This is a genomic window from Bradyrhizobium sp. 179 (assembly GCF_023073535.1).
In the GTDB taxonomy this organism is placed as follows: Bacteria; Pseudomonadota; Alphaproteobacteria; order Rhizobiales; family Xanthobacteraceae; genus Bradyrhizobium.
Genome location: NZ_JADPJR010000058.1, coordinates 140922 through 161960 on the forward strand (window position 1 = coordinate 140922; position 21039 = coordinate 161960).

The 21039-nt window shown below is 64.4% G+C and carries 21 protein-coding genes; 10 read left to right on the top strand and 11 right to left on the bottom strand.

Going from position 1 to position 21039, the window contains the following annotated elements:
* Positions 1-58: 58 nt before the first annotated feature.
* The 5 genes from IVB12_RS14595 to ccmA form a co-directional block, all read right to left on the bottom strand.
* A complete protein-coding gene (locus IVB12_RS14595; RefSeq protein WP_247299976.1) occupies positions 59-655 on the bottom strand; it encodes a DsbE family thiol:disulfide interchange protein in 597 nt (198 codons plus the stop codon).
* The gene (gene ccmD / locus IVB12_RS14600) at positions 652-837 is read right to left on the bottom strand and encodes a heme exporter protein CcmD (protein ID WP_247299978.1); all 186 of its coding nucleotides are present in this window, start codon (positions 835-837) and stop codon (positions 652-654) included. Before ccmD ends, IVB12_RS14595 begins: the two co-directional genes overlap by 4 nt.
* Positions 834-1625: a heme ABC transporter permease gene (locus tag IVB12_RS14605; RefSeq protein ID WP_247299980.1), complete on the bottom strand. Its 792-nt coding sequence runs from the start codon at positions 1623-1625 to the stop codon at positions 834-836. The genes ccmD and IVB12_RS14605 overlap by 4 nt, the downstream gene beginning before the upstream one ends.
* Positions 1626-1717: 92 nt before the next feature.
* Positions 1718-2386 carry a heme exporter protein CcmB gene (gene ccmB / locus IVB12_RS14610; protein ID WP_063685042.1) on the bottom strand — a complete coding sequence of 223 codons (669 nt, stop codon included), beginning with the start codon at positions 2384-2386 and terminating at the stop codon, positions 1718-1720.
* A gap of 253 nt (positions 2387-2639) precedes the next feature.
* Positions 2640-3242 (bottom strand): heme ABC exporter ATP-binding protein CcmA, encoded by a 603-nt coding sequence (ccmA, locus tag IVB12_RS14615; RefSeq protein ID WP_247299982.1) that lies wholly within the window; start codon positions 3240-3242, stop codon positions 2640-2642.
* A 240-nt stretch (positions 3243-3482) separates the two neighbouring features.
* Here ccmA and acnA point away from each other — a divergent pair, with 240 nt between their 5' ends.
* The 3 genes from acnA to IVB12_RS14630 all read left to right on the top strand — a co-directional run bounded on the left by acnA (position 3483) and on the right by IVB12_RS14630 (position 8181).
* Complete coding sequence (gene acnA, locus IVB12_RS14620; RefSeq protein ID WP_247299984.1) at positions 3483-6203, top strand: aconitate hydratase AcnA; 2721 nt, start codon at positions 3483-3485, stop codon at positions 6201-6203.
* Positions 6204-6435: 232 nt separating this feature from the next.
* Positions 6436-7212 (top strand): DUF1223 domain-containing protein, encoded by a 777-nt coding sequence (locus IVB12_RS14625; RefSeq protein WP_247299986.1) that lies wholly within the window; start codon positions 6436-6438, stop codon positions 7210-7212.
* A gap of 597 nt (positions 7213-7809) precedes the next feature.
* Entirely contained in the window at positions 7810-8181 is a 372-nt protein-coding gene (locus IVB12_RS14630) for a DUF2794 domain-containing protein (protein WP_247299988.1), read from the top strand.
* Positions 8182-8215: 34 nt separating this feature from the next.
* On the opposite strand, the gene IVB12_RS14635 is transcribed toward IVB12_RS14630, so the two are convergent.
* From IVB12_RS14635 to IVB12_RS14650, 4 genes are all read right to left on the bottom strand, one after another.
* Positions 8216-8746 (bottom strand): GNAT family N-acetyltransferase, encoded by a 531-nt coding sequence (locus tag IVB12_RS14635; protein ID WP_247299989.1) that lies wholly within the window; start codon positions 8744-8746, stop codon positions 8216-8218.
* Positions 8747-9076: 330 nt separating this feature from the next.
* A complete protein-coding gene (locus tag IVB12_RS14640; RefSeq protein ID WP_247281250.1) occupies positions 9077-9868 on the bottom strand; it encodes a Bax inhibitor-1/YccA family protein in 792 nt (263 codons plus the stop codon).
* Positions 9869-10137: 269 nt separating this feature from the next.
* On the bottom strand, positions 10138-12708 hold the full coding sequence (locus tag IVB12_RS14645; RefSeq protein WP_247299991.1) for an FtsX-like permease family protein: 2571 nt from the start codon (positions 12706-12708) through the stop codon (positions 10138-10140).
* Positions 12705-13427: an ABC transporter ATP-binding protein gene (locus IVB12_RS14650; RefSeq protein ID WP_247299993.1), complete on the bottom strand. Its 723-nt coding sequence runs from the start codon at positions 13425-13427 to the stop codon at positions 12705-12707. The genes IVB12_RS14645 and IVB12_RS14650 overlap by 4 nt, the downstream gene beginning before the upstream one ends.
* Before the next feature lie 55 nt (positions 13428-13482).
* Here IVB12_RS14650 and IVB12_RS14655 point away from each other — a divergent pair, with 55 nt between their 5' ends.
* Together IVB12_RS14655 and thpR are read left to right on the top strand one after the other, a co-directional pair.
* Entirely contained in the window at positions 13483-14118 is a 636-nt protein-coding gene (locus IVB12_RS14655) for an arylesterase (protein ID WP_247300066.1), read from the top strand.
* 174 nt (positions 14119-14292) lie between these two features.
* The gene (thpR, locus tag IVB12_RS14660) at positions 14293-14829 is read left to right on the top strand and encodes an RNA 2',3'-cyclic phosphodiesterase (protein WP_091893084.1); all 537 of its coding nucleotides are present in this window, start codon (positions 14293-14295) and stop codon (positions 14827-14829) included.
* Between the two features lie 31 nt (positions 14830-14860).
* On the opposite strand, the gene IVB12_RS14665 is transcribed toward thpR, so the two are convergent.
* Both IVB12_RS14665 and IVB12_RS14670 read right to left on the bottom strand, forming a co-directional pair.
* The gene (locus IVB12_RS14665) at positions 14861-15265 is read right to left on the bottom strand and encodes a type II toxin-antitoxin system VapC family toxin (RefSeq protein WP_247299995.1); all 405 of its coding nucleotides are present in this window, start codon (positions 15263-15265) and stop codon (positions 14861-14863) included.
* Positions 15265-15519 (bottom strand): type II toxin-antitoxin system VapB family antitoxin, encoded by a 255-nt coding sequence (locus IVB12_RS14670; RefSeq protein WP_247299997.1) that lies wholly within the window; start codon positions 15517-15519, stop codon positions 15265-15267. Before IVB12_RS14670 ends, IVB12_RS14665 begins: the two co-directional genes overlap by 1 nt.
* A gap of 184 nt (positions 15520-15703) precedes the next feature.
* Between IVB12_RS14670 and zapE the strand changes: the two genes are divergently transcribed.
* The 5 genes from zapE (at position 15704) to sucD (ending at position 20930) form a co-directional block, all read left to right on the top strand.
* Positions 15704-16888 (top strand): cell division protein ZapE, encoded by a 1185-nt coding sequence (gene zapE / locus IVB12_RS14675; RefSeq protein ID WP_247299999.1) that lies wholly within the window; start codon positions 15704-15706, stop codon positions 16886-16888.
* Between the two features lie 264 nt (positions 16889-17152).
* Complete coding sequence (gene mdh / locus IVB12_RS14680) at positions 17153-18121, top strand: malate dehydrogenase (protein WP_247300001.1); 969 nt, start codon at positions 17153-17155, stop codon at positions 18119-18121.
* A 210-nt stretch (positions 18122-18331) separates the two neighbouring features.
* Positions 18332-19528 (top strand): ADP-forming succinate--CoA ligase subunit beta, encoded by a 1197-nt coding sequence (gene sucC, locus IVB12_RS14685; protein ID WP_247300003.1) that lies wholly within the window; start codon positions 18332-18334, stop codon positions 19526-19528.
* A gap of 4 nt (positions 19529-19532) precedes the next feature.
* A complete protein-coding gene (locus IVB12_RS14690) occupies positions 19533-20012 on the top strand; it encodes a DUF1579 family protein (protein WP_247300004.1) in 480 nt (159 codons plus the stop codon).
* Positions 20013-20045: 33 nt separating this feature from the next.
* The gene (sucD, locus tag IVB12_RS14695; protein WP_247300006.1) at positions 20046-20930 is read left to right on the top strand and encodes a succinate--CoA ligase subunit alpha; all 885 of its coding nucleotides are present in this window, start codon (positions 20046-20048) and stop codon (positions 20928-20930) included.
* The last annotated feature ends 109 nt before the right edge of the window (positions 20931-21039 follow it).

The following is a 21039-nucleotide window of genomic DNA, read 5'->3' on the forward strand; positions in this document are numbered from 1 at the left end:
GGATCGCCCGATCGAGTCGGGCGATGACAGTTGAGTGTGTCGCGAGAGCGGAGCTAAATTAGCTTCCCGCCGCCTTCAACGCCTTCTCCAGCTGCGGCAATAACACGGTGCGTAGATTGTCCGGCGTGATCGGTCCAACCAGCTTGTAGACGATGGTGCCCTCGGGGCCGACGACGAAGGTCTCCGGCACGCCATAGACGCCCCATTCGATCGAGGCGCGACCGTTGGCGTCCACGCCGACGCGGCCGAACGGGTTGCCGTAGCGCCCGAGGAAGCGCCGCGCATTGTCGGCCGCATCCTTGTAGTTGATGCCGACGAGCTGGAAGCGCTTGTCCTTGGCGAGCTCGGTCAGCAGCGGCGCCTCATCATGGCAGGGCACGCACCAGGACGCCCAGACGTTGACGAGACTGACCTTGCCCTTGAACGCGGCGGGATCGAGCCCCGGCACCGGCGCATTGTCAGCCTGCAATCCTTCGAGCGGCGGCAGCAGGGTTTGCGGCGCAGGCCGCCCGATCAGCGCGGACGGAATCCGCGAGGGATCGCCGCTGCCGAGCCGAAACCAGAACAGCAGGGCCAGCGCGATGAAGGCGATCAGCGGCAGCACCATTAGGAAGGTGCGGCGCTGCGGCGTCGCCTGGCTCGATGGATCGCTCATGATCTGTCCGTCGCACTGCGGCCGGAGCGGCGGGTAAAGCCGCTGCGATCGAGTTCGCGCAGGCGCGCGGTCTGGCTGCGGTAGTCGAGCATCACCCAGCCGATCAGGAGCATGACCACGAGGGCCGCTGCGGCATAGGACATCACGATGAACGACGCGTAAGGACCGAGCGTTATCATCACGCGGCTCCAGCTTCTTTTGACGCGTTTTCTTCACGCGAACCGGCGCTTAACTCGCTCGAAAACGCGACGCGACTCGCCTGCATCATCTGCAGGGAGCGGACACGGCGGCGCAGGATCTCGTTGCGCATCGCAGCTAAGTGCAACGTGACGAACAGCAGCGTGAAGGCGATCGCCATCACCAGCAGCGGGATCAGGAACGATTTGTCGAGTGCCGAGCCGCCGATGCGCATCACCGAGGCCGGCTGATGCAGCGTGTTCCACCAGTCGACGGAAAACTTGATGATGGGCAGGTTGATGGCGCCGACCAGCGTCAGCACCGCCGCGGCGCGTGCAGCGCGCGAGGGATCGTCGACCGCGCGCCACAGCGCCATCAGGCCGAGATACATCAGGAACAGGATCAGCACCGATGTCAGCCGCGCGTCCCATTCCCAATAGGTGCCCCACATCGGCCGTCCCCACAGCGAGCCCGTGAGCAGCGCGAGGAAGGTGAAGGCGGCGCCGATCGGCGCTGCCGCTTTGGCGGCGACATCGGCGAGCGGATGCCGCCATACCAACGTGCCCAGCGAGGCGATGCTCATGACACCCCACACCAACATCGAGAGCCAGGCATTGGGCACGTGGATGAACATGATCTTTACCGTCGCGCCCTGCTGATAATCGTCGGGCGCAAGCGCTGATTGGTACAGGCCGATGGCGAGCAGGATGACGGTCGCACCCGCAAGCCACGGCAACAGGCGGGCTGTTAGCGCGAGGAACCGCGTGGGATTGGCGAGGTCGATCAGCGTCATGGTTATTGTGATAATGATCCGGGAGCGCTCAGGCAATCAGCACGAAAGTGCGTCGCGAGAGTTCATCCGGGTCGAGGTCAGGCGAGCCCATCTCAGTCGAGTCCATGCCGCAGGCTCGCCGCCGCCGCGAAGGGGCCGACGACGAGGCTGACCAGCGACAGTGCGCATAGGATCGAGAACGGCGCGCCGAACGTCATGGGGCCGACGATCACCGCCTGCGAGGCCGCGACCCCGAAAATCAGCACCGGAATCGACAGCGGCAGCACCAGCACGGCCATCAAAAGCCCGCCGCGGTGCAGCGTCACCGCCAGCGCCGCGCCGATCATGCCGGTGAAGGTGAGCGCCGGGGTGCCTGCCAGCAGTGTCAGCGCCACCGCGCCGGTTGCGACCATGTCGAGATTGAGCAAGAGGCCGAGCACCGGGGTTGCGACAATCAGCGGCAGGCCGGCGGCCAGCCAGTGCGCCAGTGCTTTCGCAGCGCAGGCCAGTTCCAGCGGCGTCCGGCTCATCGTGATCAGGTCGAGCGAGCCGTCCTCGTGATCGGCCATGAACAGGCGGTCCAGCGTGAGCAGGCTCGCCAGCAGCGCACCGAGCCACAGGATGGCCGGCCCGAGCCGCGACAGCAGCGCCAGGTCCGGGCCCACCGCGAACGGCATCAGCACCACCACAGTGAGGAAGAACAGCACGCCAATCAATGCCCCACCCCCGACGCGAAGCGCGATCCGGATGTCCCGGCGGATGAGCGCGGCAAGGGCGGTCATGGGGTGGCCCTTTCGGCGCTGCGAGCTCGCATCTCGCGCCACAGGGACGCTGCGCTCCCTCCCCCGCTTGCGGGGGAAGGTCGGGGAGAGGGTGTCTCGACAACGAAGACTCCCCCAGAGGAGAGAACCCTCACCCGGCGCTGCGCGCCGGCCTCTCCCGCAAGCGGGGGAGGCGAGGGAGCCCGCGGCAAGAGGGGGGAGGGAATGGAGAGAGCCGTGCCCAGCCGCTCGGAAAGCTGAGGGTCAGGTCCGATCACGCCATACCCCCGATCCGCAGCTCTCGCGAGTCGATCCCCAGCGGGGCGTGGGTGGCTGCGATGATCAAGCCGCCGCGCGACAGGTGCTCGCGCATCAAGCCGCCGAACATCTCCTGGCCAGCGAGGTCCAGCGCGTTGGTCGGCTCGTCCAGCAGCCAGACCGGGCGGCGCACGGTCAGCAGCCGGGCCAGTGACAGCCGGCGGCGCTGGCCGGCGGAGAGGAAGGCGGCCGGCAGGTGGGCGGCGTGATCGAGGCCGACCTTGATGAGGCTCTCGGCGGCATCGCAGCGCTCGCCGCCGAGAAAATCAGCCCAGAATGCCAGATTTTCCGCCACGCTCAGCGCCGGCTTCAGGGCATCGCGATGGCCGAGATAATGGCACTGCTCCGGCAGCGTCAGCTCGCCATCGCCCCCGTCCAGCGCGATCGTCCCGCCGGCCGGAATGAGCAGGCCGGCGATCAGCCGCAGCAGCGAAGTTTTGCCCGATCCGTTGCGGCCGACGACCGCCAGGGCTTCGCCCGAGCCGGCCGCAAAATCGAGGCTGGCGAACACCTCGCGTCCGCCCCTCACGCATCTGAGCCCGCTACCGGAAAGCCGCATTTCGCTTCGTTTCAACCCGCTCAAAGCCGGGCCTCAGGAAATCTTGGGGTAGCGCATGGGAATTTTTGGCTCGCGAATTGCTGCGGCACGATTGTGGCTGTGGCGGCGCGGTTAGAAAGCTTCTATAAGCCCGGAACTACTTGATGCAGCAACTCAACCTGCCCCTGCAAGCGGCCCAGCCTGATACGCTGACGGTGTTAAAATACCCTGCCGGGTATAACTAGCAATTGGGATTCCTACATGACCTCGCTCGACAGCTTCAAATGCAAAAAGACCCTCAAGGTCGGCGCCAAGACCTATGTCTATTACAGCCTGCCCACAGCCGAGAAGAATGGTCTGAAGGGAATTTCGAAACTTCCCTATTCGATGAAGGTCCTGCTCGAGAACCTGCTGCGCAACGAGGACGGCCGCTCGGTCAAGAAAGAAGACATCGTCGCCGTCTCGAAATGGCTGCGCAAGAAGTCGCTGGAGCATGAGATCGCATTCCGCCCGGCGCGCGTCCTGATGCAGGACTTCACCGGCGTGCCCGCGGTGGTCGATCTCGCCGCGATGCGCAACGCGATGCAAAAGCTCGGCGGCGAGCCGGAGAAGATCAATCCGCTGGTCCCGGTCGATCTCGTCATCGACCATTCCGTGATCGTGAACTTCTTCGGCGACAACAAGGCTTTCGGCAAGAACGTCACCGAGGAATACAAGCAGAATCAGGAGCGCTATGAGTTCCTGAAGTGGGGCCAGAAGGCGTTCTCGAACTTCTCCGTCGTGCCGCCCGGCACCGGCATCTGCCACCAGGTCAATCTCGAATATCTGGCCCAGACGGTCTGGACCAAGAAGGAAAAGATGACGGTCGGCAAGAAGTCCGGCACCTTCGAGGTCGCTTATCCCGACTCGCTGGTCGGTACCGATTCCCACACCACCATGGTCAACGGCCTGGCCGTGCTCGGCTGGGGCGTCGGCGGCATCGAGGCGGAAGCCTGCATGCTCGGCCAGCCGCTGTCGATGCTGCTGCCCAACGTCGTCGGCTTCAAGCTGAAGGGCGCGCTGAAGGAGGGCGTCACCGCGACCGACCTCGTGCTGACCGTGACGCAGATGCTGCGCAAGCTCGGCGTCGTCGGCAAGTTCGTCGAGTTCTTCGGCCCCGGTCTCGACCATCTCTCCGTCGCCGACAAGGCGACCATCGCCAACATGGCCCCTGAGTATGGCGCGACCTGCGGCTTCTTCCCGGTCGACGCCGCCGCGCTCGATTATCTCAAGACCTCCGGCCGGGCCGCGGCGCGCGTTGCGCTGGTGCAGGCCTATGCCAAGGCGCAAGGGCTCTTCCGCACCGCCAAGTCGCCCGACCCGGTGTTCACGGAAACGCTGACGCTCGACCTCGGCGACGTCGTGCCGTCGCTGGCCGGCCCGAAGCGCCCCGAGGGCCGCATTGCGCTGCCCACGGTCGCGGAAGGCTTTTCGCTCGCGCTCAGCAGCGAGTACAAGAAGGGCGAGGAGCCTGCGAAGCGCTTCCCCGTCGAAGGCAAGAACTTCGATCTCGGCCATGGCGACGTCGTGATCGCCGCGATCACCTCGTGCACCAACACCTCGAATCCGAGCGTGCTAATCGGGGCCGGCCTGCTCGCGCGCAATGCGGCAGCGAAGGGCCTCAAGGCGAAGCCGTGGGTGAAGACCTCGCTTGCCCCGGGCAGCCAGGTGGTCGCGGAATATCTCGCCAATTCCGGCCTTCAGGCTGACCTCGACAAGGTCGGCTTCAACCTGGTCGGCTTCGGCTGCACCACCTGCATCGGCAATTCCGGTCCGCTGCCGGAGGAGATCTCAAAGTCGATCAACGACAACGGCATCGTCGCGGCCGCCGTGCTCTCCGGCAACCGCAATTTCGAGGGCCGCGTCTCGCCGGACGTGCAGGCGAACTATCTGGCTTCGCCGCCGTTGGTCGTCGCCTACGCGCTCGCGGGCAGCGTGACCAAGAACCTCGCCACCGAGCCGCTCGGCGAGGGCAAGGACGGCAAGCCGGTATATCTGAAGGACATCTGGCCGACGACGAAAGAAATCAACGCCTTCATGAAGAAGTTCGTGACCGCGTCGATCTTCAAGAAGAAGTATGCCGACGTGTTCAAGGGCGACACCAACTGGCGCAAGATCAAGACGGTCGAGAGCGAGACCTATCGCTGGAACATGAGTTCGACCTATGTGCAGAACCCGCCATATTTCGACGGCATGAAGAAGGAGCCGGAGCCGGTCACCGACATCGTCGAGGCGCGCATCCTCGCCATGTTCGGCGACAAGATCACCACCGACCACATCTCGCCGGCCGGCTCGATCAAGCTCACCTCGCCCGCGGGCAAATATCTCAGCGAGCACCAGGTGCGCCCTGCCGACTTCAACCAGTACGGCACGCGCCGCGGTAACCACGAAGTCATGATGCGCGGCACCTTCGCCAACATCCGCATCAAGAACTTCATGCTGAAGGGCGCCGACGGCAACATTCCGGAAGGCGGTCTGACCAAGCACTGGCCCGACGGCGAGCAGATGTCGATCTACGACGCCGCGATGAAGTACCAGGAAGAGAAGGTGCCGCTGGTAGTGTTCGCCGGCGCCGAATATGGCAACGGCTCCTCCCGCGACTGGGCCGCAAAGGGCACGCGCCTGCTCGGTGTTCGCGCCGTGATTTGCCAGAGCTTCGAGCGCATCCACCGCTCGAACCTGGTCGGCATGGGCGTGCTGCCGCTGACCTTCGAGGAGGGCACCTCCTGGCAGTCGCTGGGTCTCAAGGGCGACGAGAAGGTCACGCTGCGCGGCCTCGTCGGCGACCTCAAGCCGCGCCAGAAGCTGACCGCGGAGATCGTCTCCGGCGACGGTTCATTGCAGCGCGTTTCGCTGCTTTGCCGCATCGATACGCTGGACGAGCTCGACTACTACCGCAACGGCGGCATTCTGCACTACGTGCTGCGCAAGCTTGCGGCGTAAGCGCGGATTTGTGAACGATGGCTCACTGCGAAGTGAGTAGAAGCCTGAACGAAGGCGGCCTATCAAAAGGCCGCCTTCGCGCGTTTGCGGCACGTTTCGGATGGGCCCGGCCGGTGGAAAACCTCCTCCTGGACGGTTGCCTGGAAGGACGAATGTGCCGCGCCCCGTAAGACTACGGTGACCATCAGGCGATAAGATTCCCTCTCACAAGCAATGGTGTGCGGCGTTAGACATGACAACAATGACGGCTTCTCATCCGATTTCACGTTGGTCCAGTGCCCTCTGGTCGGGTGCTCTCGGCATCTGTGCGATCGTCGCCGTCATCCGCCCCGCCGAGGCTGATCCCCGCGCCGTTGTCGAATTGTTTACCTCGCAGGGCTGCTCGTCCTGTCCGCCCGCCGACAAGATCATCGGCGATCTCTCCAAAGATCCCTCGGTCATCGCGTTGAGCATGCCGATCGACTATTGGGATTATCTCGGCTGGAAGGACACGCTGGCGGATTCACGCTTCTCTGCACGGCAGCGTGCTTACTCGCGCGTGCGCGGCGACCGTGAGGTCTACACGCCGCAGGTCGTCGTCAATGGCTCGACCCATGTCATCGGCAGCGATCGCACCGGCATCGAGAATGCGATCGGCAAGACCGACAGGGGCACGGGGGTGATGAGCGTGCCGGTGACGATGTCGCTTGCGGGCAAGCAGATCAACGTCTCGGTGGCCGGGAGCAACGAGCCCACGGTCTCGCATGGCGAGGTCTGGATCTGCTCGATCGCCAAGTCGGTGCCCATCACGATCACCCGCGGCGAAAATCGCGGACAGCAGGTCACCTATCACAACGTCGTGCGCAACCTGCTGAAGGTCGGCGACTGGACCGGCCGTCCGGAAAGCTGGACGGTGCCGATCGAGAATCTCACGCGCGATGGCGTCGACGGCGCGGTGGTCTATGTCCAGGATGGCAGCCGAGAGAAGCCGGGCCCGATGCTGGGCGCGGCGTACACGTCGCTGCACTGATTCTTTGGCGTCGTACTCTGCTTTCAATCCTCATGGTGAGGAGCGCGCCCTTGCGCGGCATCTCGAACCATGAAAGGCCCCCCGCTGATGCAATGGGGCCTCCATCCTTCAAGACGCCGCGCAAGAGCGCGGCCCTCAGGATGAGGAGAGACAGCCTTTGTGCGGATCATAGTGCGGATCAGAGACAAGTTCGCAGGATCGGAAACATCCCGACACAAACAAAAAAGGACCAACTTGCGTTGGCCCTCCTTGCCGTGCGTACAGACCCGATCCTGTCGACCCCGGGGGGCTGGGGGCTGAGGAATCCGGAACCGAAGGACCGGGTCAACGCACGTAAGTGTTTTCGCAATGCAGGGCGGCAGTCGCTAGGCGGAAAAGCGGCGATACTATGATTCCTGCTAACGATCCCGTGACGGTTTGCCGCGACGGAGTTCCACCGCTGCGTGTGTTCGGATTCGCAATCGATTCCATTGGTTGAGCTAGGGAGCCTCTTGCGGCCCGGTACGGTTGGCGCGATCATGCAATTGTCATGAGCGCAGTTCCCGGGACGGTCTTCGGGGACGCGGGGTCATGTCGCGCGATCAGGAGGCGCTTCCCATGAGTCTGATGTCGGAGGATGCCGATCCGAGCGAGCAGCGCGCGGCGGCGCGCCCCGCCGCTGTGACGACGCAGCCGAACCGGGTGACGTTCAACCGCCTCGAACTGCACCGGATCCTCAATCTCTATGGCCGCATGGTCGCCGACGGCGAGTGGCGCGACTACGCCATCGACTTCCTGAAGGACCGCGCCGTGTTCTCGGTCTATCGCCGCGCCTCGGAAGTGCCGATCTATCGCATCGAGAAGGACCCGCGGCTCGCGCGCAAGCAGGGCATGTACAGCGTGATCTCGGCGACCGGCCTGATCCTGCGCCGCGGTCACGAGCTCGAGCGTGTGCTGCTGGTGATCGATCGCAAGCTGGCGGTGGTGTAGGCGGCGTCGGGTGGACGACAAAGGCGCAACGCGCCTACTTTCCCGGCACCGTGCTTGCGCCCTCGCCGAGGGCGCGCTGCATCATCACCGTATCGAGCCAGCGGCCGAATTTCAGCCCGACATTGGGATGCGTGCCGATCATCTCGAAGCCGCTCTTGGCGTGAACGCCAATCGAGCCGGCATTGGCGGAATCGCCGATCACCGCGATCATCTGCCGGAAGCCGCGCGCCTCGCATTCGATGATCAACCGCTCCAGCAGCAGAGAGCCGACACCGCGGCGCTGGAAGGAGGGATCGAGATAGATCGAATTCTCCACCGTGAAGCGGTAGGCCGGCCGCGGCCGGTAGGCACCGGCATAGGCATAGCCGGCGACGCGACGATCAAGGATCGCGACGAAATAGGGATAGCCGCCGTCGATCAGCGCGCGATAGCGGCGCGTCATCTCGGCAAGATCGGGCGGCTCCAGCTCGAACGTCGCGGTGCCCTCGCGGACGGCCTGCTGGTAAATGGCGGTGATGGCGGGAAGATCGGCCTCGAGCGTGGGCCTGATTTCGGGTGCGGACATGGCGGCAAGATTAGAGCCTTCCCGCGGCCGCTGGAAGAGGGCAGGGCTGCTTCCCAGCCGTCATGCAGGCGCAGCAGTCTCCATCTTCTCCGTGCTGTCATGCCCCGCCTAGTGCCAATTGCGCACGGGGGCGGGGCATCCAGTACGCCGCGGCCCCTCGGCTTCTCACGAACCCTTTGGAATGCTGGATCGCCCGCCGGAGCCCGTCATCGGGCTCGCCGAAGGCGAGACCATTGGCGGGCGATGACACCGGGTATGTGGCGACATCATGCCCCAAACAAAAACCCCGGCCTTTCGGCCGGGGCTGATGTCGTTCTCTCAGCCTATCGCTTAATCGCGCTGGCCGAGGAGCTGCAACAGCAGCGTGAACAGGTTGATGAAGTTCAGGTACAGCGACAGCGCGCCGGTGATGGCCGCACGCTCCGCGATGTCACCGCCGGCCGAGGCGTAGCCGTAGATGTAGTCGTTCTTCAGCCGCTGGGTATCCCAGGCGGTGAGGCCCGCAAACACCAGCACGCCGACCACCGAGACAATGAACTGCAGCATCGAACTCGCCAGGAACAGGTTGACCAGGCTCGCGATGACGATGCCGATCAGGCCCATGAACAGGAACGAGCCCATGCCAGTCAGGTCACGCTTGGTGGTGTAGCCGTAGAGGCTCAGCGCACCGAAGGTGGCCGCGGTGATGAAGAACACCCGCACGATCGAGGTGTGCGTGAACACCAGGAAGATCGACGACAGCGAGATGCCCATCAGCGCCGAGAATACCCAGAACAGGATCTGGGCGGTCGAGGGTGCCAGACGGTTGATGCCCGCCGAGATCACGAACACCATCGCGAGCGGCGCCAGCATGAACAGCCACTTCAGGGGGCTCACGAACATCGCGTAGCCGAACGGCGTCAGGAACAGCTTGCCGACGCGGACGGCTTCCGGCGTCGGGACGTCCGTCACGGCGGCCATGTAGACGCCGAGCGCCGCCAGGCCCGTGATGGCCAGGCCAATGCTCATGTAATTGTAGATGCGCAGCATATAGGCGCGCAGGCCGGCATCGACCGTCGCGGCGTCAACACGCCCGGCGGCCCTGCCGAAAGGAGAAGCGTAGTTACGGTCTAGGTCCGACATGGTCGAATTCCCGTTGGTTGGTCCGGTCCGGCACGAGGGTCGCCATGCCGCCGGTTCGTCAGTTCTATCTCGGATACCGATGCCAGCCGACTAAATTCTGGCTCACAATCGGGGCTCCGAACCCACTCGATATGTGGGAAACTAACACATTCACTGCAACCGTCCACGCGCGGCCGAATGTCGCCCTCGGCCACAATCCTGACGGGAGGACGTGGTTAACCGCAGGAATCGTGCGATTCCGCTCCCGCGCGGTCAGCCGCTACCTTTTGTCACAAATTCCGCAACACCGTCGCGGGCTTTTTGTTCAATGCCAGCAACGTGCCGGCGAGCCCGAGCCCGACCGTGACGACGAGCGCGGCTACGACCACGCCGGCCGCACTGCCGGCCTGCCAGACGAAACTCAGCGTCATCAGCCGCGTCACGATCATCCAGGCCGCGATGCTGCCGGCGATCACGCCGAACAAGGCGGTGGCGAGCCCGATCAGGAGGTATTCGAGTGCATAGGCGCCGAGCAGCCGCAGCCGCGTCGCGCCCAGCGTCTTCAGGATCACCGCATCATAGACCCGGTGGCGATGACCCGCGGCGAGCGCCCCGCCGAGCACCAGGATCGCCGAGATCAGGGTCACGGCGCTGGCGCCGCGGATCGCCAGCGCCAGGTTGGTCACCACCGAGCCGACCGTCTCCATCACCTCGCGCACGCGCACGCTGGTCACCATCGGATAGGCATCCGCCACCTGCTTGATGATCTGGCCGTCGCCCGCAGCATTGCCGCCGGCTTCGGTCAACGTGGCGATATGGGTATGCGGCGCGCCCTTGAAGGCGTTGGGCGAGAACACAAGGACGAAGTTGATACCGAGCCCCTGCCAGTCGATGGTGCGCAAATTGCCGATTTTAGCCGGGATATCGCGGCCGAGCACGTTGACCACGACCTCGTCGCCGAGCTTGAGGCCAAGACCGTCAGCGATCTTCTTTTCCATCGAGACCAGCGGCGGGCCGGAATAGTCGGCGCTCCACCATTCGCCCTCGACCACCTTGGAACCCTTTGGCAACTCGCCGGTGTAGGTCAGGCCACGGTCGCTCTGCAGCACCCATTCGGAATCGGTGGAGGGCTTGAGCTCCTCGGCGCGCAACCCGCGCGCGCCGACGATGCGGCCGCGTAGCATCGGCACGTCCTCGACCTTGGCGCCGGGAGCGATCTGCCGCAGATAACCGTCGAACTGCTCGGCTTGCGCGCTCGGGATGTCGATGAAGAAGAACGATGGCGCCTGATCGGGGAGCGCGGCCAGAAACTGCCGACGCAGATTGCCGTCGATCTGGGTGATGGTGACAAGCACGGCGAGCCCTAGCCCCAGCGACAGCACGACGGACGGCGTCAGCGCGCCCGGCCGGTGGATGTTGGCGATCGCGAGCCGCAGCATCGGCAGCTGCGTTCGCGGCAGCCGCCGAGCGATCGCCATCAGCAGGGCGGCGATGCCGCGCAGCAGGGCGAACACGACGACGGAGGACGCCACGAACACCGCGGCGATGCGCTTGTCGAATGACAGACCGATCACGACGGCAACGAGCAGGACGATCACGACGCCCATGAACACGAGGTAGCCCAGGCGCGGCCGGTGCCATTCGGAGCTGATGGTGTCGCGGAACAGCGCGGCCACGGGCACGTCGTGGACGCGGCCGAGCGGCCAGAGGCCGAAGGCCAGCGCGGTGAGCAGGCCATAGACGAAGGACAACGCGAGCTCGTCGGCATGCACGGCCGGCACCACCGGCAGCGGCAACAGCTTGCCGAACAGGCCGACGATGGCGAAGGGCATCGCGGCGCCGAGCGCAAGGCCGATCGCCGAGCCGATCGCAGCGAGCAGGATCACCTGCGCGAGATAGATGCCGAACACGTCGCGGCCCGTGGCGCCGACGGCCTTGAAGGCCGCGATCACCTCGAGTTTCCGGTCGACATGACTCTTCACGGCATTGGCAACCCCGACGCCGCCGACCAGCAGCGCGGCGAGCCCGACCAGCGTTAGGAATTGGGTGAAACGATTGATGTTGCGCTCGAGCTGCGGCGAGGCGTTGGAGCGGCTGCGGATCTCCCAGCCGGCCTGCGGCGCGGCATTGCGCGCGTCGGTGATGAAAGTCTCAGTGGCGCGTTCGCTGTTGGCGGCGTCAGGCAGCTTCACCCGGTAGACCCAGCGAACCAGGCTGCCCGGCTGGATCAGGCCGGTGGCGTGCAGGCCCGCCTCGCTGATCAGGAAGCGCGGGCCGAAGCCGATGCCGCCGGCGAGCTTGTCCGGCTCCGCCTCAACGGTGCTGCGGATCTCGAACGTCGCCGAGCCGATGGTGACGCGGTCGCCGGTCTTGAGCGACAGCCGCGCCAGCAGCGTCGGATCGGCGGCAGCGCCGAACGCGCCGTCGCGCATCGCCAGCAGCTCGGACATCGGCAGCGGCGGCGCAAGTTTCAGCTGGCCGAGCATCGGATAGCTGTCGTCGACCGCCTTCATCTCGACCAGCGCCAGCTTGCCGTCAGTCGAGCGCGCCATGCCGCGCAAGGTCGCGGCGGTCGACACGGTGCCGCGCGAGCGCAGGAAGGCGACTTCTTCCGGCTTGGCCGCGCGCTGGAACAGCACGAACGAAACGTCGCCGCCGAGCAGGGTGCGGCCTTCGCGGGCAAGACCGTCGGAGAGGCTCGCCGAGACCGAGCCGACGCCGGCGATCGCCATCACGCCGAGCGCGATGCAGGCGATGAAGACGTAGAAGCCGCGCAGGCCGCCGCGCAATTCGCGCAGTGCGTAGCGCAGCGAGAGCGCGATGCCATGAGGCCTCGCCAACGGTTCGGCAGCCGTGCTCATGCCGGCGCAGTCTGCGTGTCGATGCGCCCGGAGCGCAGGCGGATCACGCGATCGCAGCGGTGCGCGAGCGAGGAATCGTGCGTGACCAGCACCAGCGTCATGCCGCGGTCGGCATGCTTGCTGAACAGGAGATCGACGATCTGCTGTCCGGTGGTCTCATCCAGATTGCCGGTCGGCTCGTCGGCGACGAGAATGGCGGGATCGGGCGCCAGCGCGCGCGCGAGCGCAACGCGCTGCTGCTCGCCGCCGGAAAGCTGCGTCGGATAATGATGCAATCGATCGCCGAGCCCGACCGATTGCAGCTCCTGCGCCGCACGCCTGGCGGCGTCCGGATTGCCGGCGAGCTCGAGCGGCACCGCAACGTTCTCCAGCGCCGTCATGGTCGGGATCAGATGGAAGGATTGGAAGACGATGCCGACCTGGCGGCCGCGGAAGCGGGCCAGCGCGTCCTCGTCGAGGGCATTGAAAGGCGTACCATTGACCACCACCTCTCCGCTATCAGGACGCTCCAGCCCCGCCATCACCATCAGCAGCGTGGATTTGCCCGAGCCTGACGGGCCGATCAGGCCGATCGTTTCGCTGCGGCCCACACGCAGGCTGATATCCTTGAGGATGTGAACGCGTGCCGCACCCGTGCCCAATGAGAGATTGACGTTGGAGATGGCGATGGTGTCCGGCGCGGTGCCGGCGAGCGAAGAGGTTTCGATGCGAGTGTCCATGGTCCGGTCATATGGCAACTCCGCTGGCGCGGTCGAGAGGCGTTACGGATTGTTCATGCACATAGCCGTGTTGGTGCTCGCTTTGATGACGGTGGTCACGACGGCTTCGGCCGAGGGGCAGAAGCCGATCAAGCTCGTCGTGCTGGGCGATTCCTTGAGCGCTGGTCTCGGACTTCCGGCCCAGGAGGCATTCCCGACGAAACTCCAAAAAGCCTTACAGGCCAAAGGCATAAGTGTCGACATGGTCAATGCCGGGGTGTCCGGCGACACCTCCTCCGGCGGCCGCGATCGGCTGGACTGGTCGGTGCCTGAAGGAACCGAGGGCGTCATCGTCGAACTCGGCGCCAACGACGCGTTGCGGGGCATCGATCCGGATTTGACGCGCGCCGCGCTCAGCGACATCATCCAGCGGCTCAAGGCACGCAAGATCGCGGTGATGCTGTGCGGCATGCTGGCGCCGCCTAATTACGGCGCCGATTATACCGCGCGCTTCAATTCGATTTATCCGGATCTGGCGAAGAAATTCGACGTGCCGCTCTATCCGTTCTTTCTCGACGCCGTCGCCGCCGACGCCAAGCTCAACCAAGCCGACGGCATCCATCCGACCGCGGGCGGCGTCGACATCATCGTCGACAGGATCATGCCTACGGTGGAGGCATTCATTGGCACGATCGCTGAGCAACGGCGTTGAAAAGCAGGCAATGCTAACCGTAATTCCCAGGGTTTTACCGGGGTGAGGTTGGCCAAGCTTCGCAGAGTCACACAACTGCGATAGGAATCAGGGTACCGGTGATTCGTCGCCGGCTCTAATTTGGATACCGTCCTTGCCTTGAGGGCTGTACCCAAGCATCGGGAGTGCGAAACGATGCCGCGTTTGTTCACGGGTCTGGAAATTCCGGCCGAGATCGGCCAGTCGCTTTCCAACTTGAGGGGCGGCCTTCCCGGCGCCCGCTGGATCGATCCCGAAAATTATCACGTCACCTTGCGCTTCATCGGCGATATCGACGGTGTCTCCGCCAACGAGATCGCCTCGATGCTGTTTCGCGTCGACCGCAAGCCGTTCGAGGTGAAGGTGCAGGGCCTCACGAGTTTTGGCGGCCGCAAACCGCGGGCAGTCGTTGCGACGATCGCGCCGAGCAAGCCGCTGATGGAATTGCAGGCCGAGCTCGAACGGATGATGCAGCGGATCGGTCTCGACCCTGAAGGCCGCAAGTTCATCCCGCATGTCACGCTGGCCCGGCTGCACGATGCCTCCGATCGCGACGTTGCCGACTATCTCTCGCTGCGCGGCTACTTCCCGAGCAAGGCGTTCATGGCTGAGCGTTTTGTTCTCTTCTCATCCCGCGCCTCCACCGGCGGCGGCCCGTATGTCGTCGAGGACGCCTACGAGCTGTGTGCGTAGGTCGGATAGAGGTTCGCGCGTAGGAATTACACTATCGCAGCGGCACTACGCCCGCTCGGGCGACGTCGGTCTTCGCGAAGTCCTCGCCCTTGAACAGTAGCGGCTCGCTGCGGGTCACCGCGAGCGCGTAGGAAAAGCAATCACCATAGTTCAGCGCTGCAGCGTGACGCCCCTTTCCGTAGCGCCGCCAGGCACGCCGCGCCGCATCGGTTTGTTCTGCCTCGACAGGCACGATCTCGGCGCCGATCTTGAGCAGCCAAAGGTCGAACTCGCGACCGCCAGCGTCACCCAGCCGCGTTTCGATCACCATCATGGTTTCGAGCACAGTTGCGGTAGAGACCAGCCGGACCGGATCATCTGCGATCTGCTGCTCGATCTCTGCTGCATCGGGTTCATCGAGTGCGATTGCCACGATCGCCGATGTGTCGATTACCATCAGCGTGGCAATCCATGCTCGTCGTAGCCGAGAATGTCCTCAGGTGTGCGGTCGTCCAAGACTCGCATCTCGCGCCAGCGCCGCCTGATCTCCGCCATGTCTTCCAGCAGCGCGTGCTTGCGAGTTTGGCCGCCGAGCCGGCGGAGGCGCTCCTCGATCGCGCGCTTGGTCGCGGTCGTGATGTTCTCGCCGGTCAATTGCGCGAGACTCCGCGCCAATTGCTCCGTTTCGGGGTCCTTGATGCTGAGGGCCATGTCGAGGTTCCTTGGTTCCTGAATAGGTACATTCTACCTCGACGGAAGGCAAGATTGGAGCTTTGCGACGGGTCGATCGGTGACCGTGGGGCGGGCAACTGCTCTCTGCGCCAAAGAAGGAAATGCATGAGCCGTTGCGGCAATACGCAGTTGCAATTTCCGTCCTTCTCTGGCGGAAAGGGCCATGCTCTCGCCCCCCAGTTCCTCATTCCGCGAAGCCTATCAAGCCCAGATCGCCTCCGGCGCGATCGAGCCTGATGCCGCGCAGGCCGAAATCGCGGAAGCCTATGCAGCGCTCGACCAACGGCTCGCGGCTTACAAGCCCGCGCGCAAGCAGGGTCTGCTCAGCCGCCTGTTCAGCAGCGACAAGGACGAGGCGCCGCGCGGACTCTACATCCATGGCGAGGTCGGCCGCGGCAAGACCATGCTGATGGATCTGTTCTTTCAGCATTCCTCGGTCGAGCACAAGCGCCGCGCGCATTTCCACGAGTTCATGGCGGAGGCGCATGAGCGCATCTACGATTATCGCCAGAGCATCGCGCGCGGCGAGATCGCCGACGGCGACGTCATCGCGCTGACCGCGAGTGCGATCTTCGAGGAGAGCTGGCTGCTCTGCTTCGACGAATTCCACGTCACCGACATCGCCGACGCCATGATCCTCGGCCGTCTGTTCGCAAAATTGTTCGAGCTCGGCACCGTCGTGGTCGCGACCTCGAACGTCGCGCCCGACGATCTCTACAAGGGCGGCCTGAACCGGTCGCTGTTCCTGCCCTTCATCAAGCAGATCACCGATCACATGGACGTTGCGCGGCTCGACGCGCGCACCGATTTCCGCCTGGAGAAGCTTCAGGGCGTGCCGATGTGGCTGACACCGGCAGATGCCGATGCGGATGCTGCGCTCGACCGCGCCTGGTCGAAGATGAGCGGCGGCGCCAGATGCAAGCCGCGCGACATCTCGATCAAGGGACGCATCCTGCACGTGCCGTGCTCGGCCCATGGCGTCGCGCGGTTCTCGTTCGCCGATCTCTGCGAGAAGCCGCTTGGGGCATCGGACTACCTCAGGCTGGCGCAGGACTATCACACCATCCTGGTCGACCATATTCCAGTGATGGACGTCTCTCAGCGCAACGCCGCCAAGCGCTTCATCACGCTGATCGACACGCTCTATGACAATGCGGTGAAGCTGATGGCCTCGGCCGATGCCAACCCGATCGCGCTGTACCTTGCGACCGAAGGCAACGAGGCCAACGAGTTCAAGCGGACCGCGTCACGCCTGATCGAGATGAGCTCGGAATCCTATCTGGCGTTGCCTCACGGCCGCAAGGATTCCACCGCCAGCGGCTCGACCAAGGGTCTGGTAGAGACTTAAGTCCTATTTTTATAGTCCTATTTCTATCCTCCGGTCATTCCGGGGCGCGCGCCAGCGTGAACCCGGAATCTCGCGCTACAAATTTCGAGATTCCGGGTTCGCCCGCGCAATGGCGCAGGCGCCCCGGAATGACGGCTTAGAGGCTGCTGGCCGGAATCGCGGCAAGCCCGACAATTGGGCATCCACCGACTTGAACGGGGGAGGCGAAAGGGATAACCACCCGTCTCAGTTTTCCCTCCTTACGTGTCTAAAGGACAGGCTCACATGGCGCGCGACAAGATTGCTTTGATTGGCTCCGGTCAGATCGGCGGAACGCTGGCTCACCTCATCGGCCTGAAAGAACTGGGCGACGTCGTGATGTTCGACATCGCCGAGGGTGTGCCGCAGGGCAAGGCGCTCGACATCGCGCAGTCCTCGCCGGTCGACGGTTTTGATGCGCATTATACCGGTACGAACTCCTACGAGGCGCTCGACAACGCAAAGGTCTGCATCGTCACCGCCGGCGTGCCGCGCAAGCCCGGCATGAGCCGCGACGACCTCCTCTCCATCAACCTCAAGGTCATGGAGCAGGTCGGCGCCGGCATCAAGAAGTACGCCCCCGACGCCTTCGTCATCTGCATCACCAACCCGCTCGACGCGATGGTCTGGGCGCTGCAGAAGGCCTCGGGCTTGCCGCACAAGAAGGTCGTCGGCATGGCCGGCGTGCTGGATTCGGCGCGCTTCCGCTACTTCCTGGCCGACGAGTTCAACGTCTCCGTCGAGGACGTCACCGCCTTCGTGCTCGGCGGCCATGGCGACACCATGGTGCCGCTGGTGAAGTACTCCACCGTCGCCGGCATCCCGCTGCCCGACCTCGTCAAGATGGGCTGGACCTCGCAGGCGCGTCTCGACGAGATCGTCGACCGCACTCGCAACGGCGGTGCCGAGATCGTCAATCTGCTCAAGACCGGTTCGGCCTTCTACGCGCCGGCGGCGTCCGCGATCGCCATGGCCGAGAGCTATCTGAAGGACAAGAAGCGTGTGCTGCCCTGCGCCGCCTACCTGAACGGCGAGTACAGTGTGAAGGACATGTATGTCGGCGTGCCCGTCGTGATCGGCTCCAAGGGCGTCGAGCGCGTGGTCGAGATCGAGCTCGCCGGCAAGGACCGCGAGGCCTTCGACAAGTCGGTCGGCGCGGTGCAGGGCCTGGTCGACGCCTGCAAGAAGATCGCCCCCGATCTTCTCGGCCGCTAAGCGCCGGCAATTCCCGCCGAAGTCCGAAAACCGGTCTTCGGCGGTTTCATTTCCGGGGCCCGCGCATCGTGCCGCGCTTTCCGGTTCGGCAGTCCAGAGATCTCGAAGTCTAAAGAATCCGGGTTGCAGTTCCTGTGGTATATGGTATGCCAGCCACAAGACTGAGGTGGGCCCTTGAGGTCACCGCCCTCGGGTTCAGGGAGCGACCATATGAATATCCATGAGTACCAGGCCAAAGCGCTGCTGAATGAGTTCGGCGTGCCGATTTCCAAGGGCGTGCCCGTCCTCAAGCCGGCCGACGCGGAAGTCGCCGCCAAGGCGCTGCCGGGTCCGGTCTGGGTCGTGAAGAGCCAGATCCATGCCGGCGGCCGCGGTAAAGGCAAATTCAAGGAAGCCAGCGCCGGCGACAAGGGCGGCGTCCGCATCGCCAAGTCGGCCGCCGAGGTCTCCGAATTCGCCAAGCAGATGCTGGGCGCGACGCTGGTGACCGTGCAGACCGGTCCCGCCGGCAAGCAGGTCAACCGCCTCTACATCGAGGACGGCTCCGACATCGACAAGGAATTCTACCTCTCGATCCTGGTCGATCGCGAGACCTCGCGCGTCTCCTTCGTCGTCTCGACCGAGGGCGGCGTCAACATCGAGGAGGTCGCGCACAACAGCCCTGAGAAGATCGTCACCTTCTCGGTCGATCCTGCGACCGGCGTCATGGGCCATCACGGCCGCACGGTGGCGAAGGCGCTGAAGCTCTCCGGCGATCTCGCCAAGCAGGCCGAAAAGCTCACCGCGCAGCTCTACGCCGCCTTCGTCGCCAAGGACATGTCGATGCTGGAGATCAACCCGCTGGTCGTGACCAAGCAGGGCCAGCTCCGTGTGCTCGACGCCAAGGTCTCGTTCGACGACAACGCGCTGTTCCGTCATCCTGAGGTGCTCGCCCTGCGCGACGAGACCGAGGAAGATGCCAAGGAAATCGAGGCGTCGAAATACGACCTGAACTACGTCACCCTCGACGGCAACATCGGCTGCATGGTCAACGGCGCCGGTCTCGCCATGGCGACGATGGACATCATCAAGCTTTACGGCATGTCGCCGGCCAACTTCCTCGACGTCGGCGGCAGCGCCAGCAAAGAGAAGGTCGCCGCCGCCTTCAAGATCATCACTGCGGATCCCAACGTGAAGGGCATCCTGGTCAACATCTTCGGCGGCATCATGAAGTGCGACGTGATCGCCGAGGGCGTCACGGCCGCCGTCCGCGAGGTCGGTCTCAGCGTGCCGCTGGTGGTGCGCCTCGAAGGCACCAATGTCGAGCTCGGCAAGAAGATCATCCGTGAATCCGGCCTGAACGTGGTGCCGGCCGACAATCTCGACGACGCCGCGCAGAAGATCGTGAAGGCCGTCAAGGGAGGCTAAGGCCATGGCCCAGGACCATCTCGCCGCATCATCTCCGCTCCCCGAGCACGCGCGCCTCGCCGCGTTTGCCGGCGAATGGGATGGTGAAGAGATGGTCTTCCCGTCGCGCTGGACGGAGGGCGGACCGGCCACCTCTCACGTTGTCGCGCGCTTGGAGCTCAACGGGTTCTATCTGATCCAGGACTCGGTCCAGATGCGCGACGGCAAGCAGATCTTCGCCACTCACGGCATCTTCACCTACGACCGCGACGATCGGACCTACAAACTGTTCTGGTACGACTCGCTCGGCTACACGCCGCCCTCGCCCGCCTCCGGCGGTTGGGTCGGCAAGACCCTGACGCTGGTACGCGGCTCGCTCCGCGGCAATGCGCGCCACGTCTACGAGATCATCGACGACAATTCCTATTCGTTGAAGATCCAGTTCTCGCCGGACGCGGAAGGCTGGGCCGACGTGCTCACCGGCGTCTACCGCCGCATCCACTGACCTCTCACTCGTTAGTTCGCGAAAGCAGACCTCATGTCCATCATGATCGACAAGAACACCAAGGTCATCTGCCAGGGCTTTACCGGCAAGAACGGCACCTTCCATTCCGAGGCCGCGATTGCCTATGGCACCAAGATGGTCGGCGGCACCTCGCCGGGTAAAGGCGGCGCGACGCATCTGGGCCTGCCGGTGTTCGACACCGTGCGCGAGGCGCGTGAGAAGACCGGCGCCGACGCGTCGGTGATCTACGTGCCCCCGCCGGGCGCGGCCGACGCGATCTGCGAAGCTATCGATGCCGAGATTCCGCTGATCGTCTGCATCACCGAAGGCATTCCGGTCGTGGACATGGTGCGGGTGAAGCGCTCGCTGATCGGTTCCAAGTCGCGCCTGATCGGGCCGAACTGCCCGGGCGTCATGACCGCGGGCGAGTGCAAGATCGGCATCATGCCGGCCAACATCTTCAAGACCGGCAGCGTCGGCATCGTCTCCCGCTCCGGCACCTTGACCTATGAAGCCGTGTTCCAGACCTCCCAGGAAGGCCTCGGCCAGACCACTGCTGTCGGCATCGGCGGCGACCCGGTCAAGGGAACCGAGTTCATCGACGTGCTGGAAATGCTGCTCGCCGATCCCAAGACCGAGTCGATCATCATGATCGGCGAGATCGGCGGTTCCGCCGAGGAGGACGCCGCCCAGTTCCTCAAGGACGAGGCCAAGCGCGGGCGCAAGAAGCCGATGGTCGGCTTCATTGCCGGTGTCACCGCACCTCCCGGCCGCCGGATGGGTCACGCCGGCGCGATCATCTCGGGCGGCAAGGGCGACGCCGGTTCCAAGACCGAAGCGATGAAATCGGCCGGAATCGTGGTCTCTCCCTCGCCCGCACGTCTCGGTCATACGCTTGCCGAAAAGTTGAAGGGCTAATTCACTTCTTCGTATTTTTCCGGGCGAAGTTTCGCAGCAAATAGGGTAAAGGGTGCCTGTCGCGCCGAGCCTCTGCCGGGAGCTCGGCGCCAGCGCCGTTTGTTATGCG

Excerpts from the sequence above, each read along its gene's own strand:
- ccmB (WP_063685042.1), bottom strand. The coding sequence starts at position 2,386 with ATGACCGCCCTTGCCGCGCTCATCCGCCGGGACATCCGGATCGCGCTT.
- sucD (WP_247300006.1), top strand. The coding sequence starts at position 20,046 with ATGTCCATCATGATCGACAAGAACACCAAGGTCATCTGCCAGGGCTTT.
- IVB12_RS14670 (WP_247299997.1), bottom strand. The coding sequence starts at position 15,519 with ATGGCCCTCAGCATCAAGGACCCCGAAACGGAGCAATTGGCGCGGAGT.
- IVB12_RS14645 (WP_247299991.1), bottom strand. The coding sequence starts at position 12,708 with ATGAGCACGGCTGCCGAACCGTTGGCGAGGCCTCATGGCATCGCGCTC.
- IVB12_RS14690 (WP_247300004.1), top strand. The coding sequence starts at position 19,533 with ATGGCCCAGGACCATCTCGCCGCATCATCTCCGCTCCCCGAGCACGCG.
- sucC (WP_247300003.1), top strand. The coding sequence starts at position 18,332 with ATGAATATCCATGAGTACCAGGCCAAAGCGCTGCTGAATGAGTTCGGC.
- acnA (WP_247299984.1), top strand. The coding sequence starts at position 3,483 with ATGACCTCGCTCGACAGCTTCAAATGCAAAAAGACCCTCAAGGTCGGC.
- IVB12_RS14650 (WP_247299993.1), bottom strand. The coding sequence starts at position 13,427 with ATGGACACTCGCATCGAAACCTCTTCGCTCGCCGGCACCGCGCCGGAC.
- IVB12_RS14655 (WP_247300066.1), top strand. The coding sequence starts at position 13,483 with ATGCACATAGCCGTGTTGGTGCTCGCTTTGATGACGGTGGTCACGACG.
- thpR (WP_091893084.1), top strand. The coding sequence starts at position 14,293 with ATGCCGCGTTTGTTCACGGGTCTGGAAATTCCGGCCGAGATCGGCCAG.
- IVB12_RS14630 (WP_247299988.1), top strand. The coding sequence starts at position 7,810 with ATGAGTCTGATGTCGGAGGATGCCGATCCGAGCGAGCAGCGCGCGGCG.
- zapE (WP_247299999.1), top strand. The coding sequence starts at position 15,704 with ATGCTCTCGCCCCCCAGTTCCTCATTCCGCGAAGCCTATCAAGCCCAG.
- IVB12_RS14595 (WP_247299976.1), bottom strand. The coding sequence starts at position 655 with ATGAGCGATCCATCGAGCCAGGCGACGCCGCAGCGCCGCACCTTCCTA.
- IVB12_RS14605 (WP_247299980.1), bottom strand. The coding sequence starts at position 1,625 with ATGACGCTGATCGACCTCGCCAATCCCACGCGGTTCCTCGCGCTAACA.
- IVB12_RS14625 (WP_247299986.1), top strand. The coding sequence starts at position 6,436 with ATGACAACAATGACGGCTTCTCATCCGATTTCACGTTGGTCCAGTGCC.
- IVB12_RS14665 (WP_247299995.1), bottom strand. The coding sequence starts at position 15,265 with ATGGTAATCGACACATCGGCGATCGTGGCAATCGCACTCGATGAACCC.
- IVB12_RS14635 (WP_247299989.1), bottom strand. The coding sequence starts at position 8,746 with ATGTCCGCACCCGAAATCAGGCCCACGCTCGAGGCCGATCTTCCCGCC.
- ccmA (WP_247299982.1), bottom strand. The coding sequence starts at position 3,242 with ATGCGGCTTTCCGGTAGCGGGCTCAGATGCGTGAGGGGCGGACGCGAG.
- IVB12_RS14640 (WP_247281250.1), bottom strand. The coding sequence starts at position 9,868 with ATGTCGGACCTAGACCGTAACTACGCTTCTCCTTTCGGCAGGGCCGCC.
- mdh (WP_247300001.1), top strand. The coding sequence starts at position 17,153 with ATGGCGCGCGACAAGATTGCTTTGATTGGCTCCGGTCAGATCGGCGGA.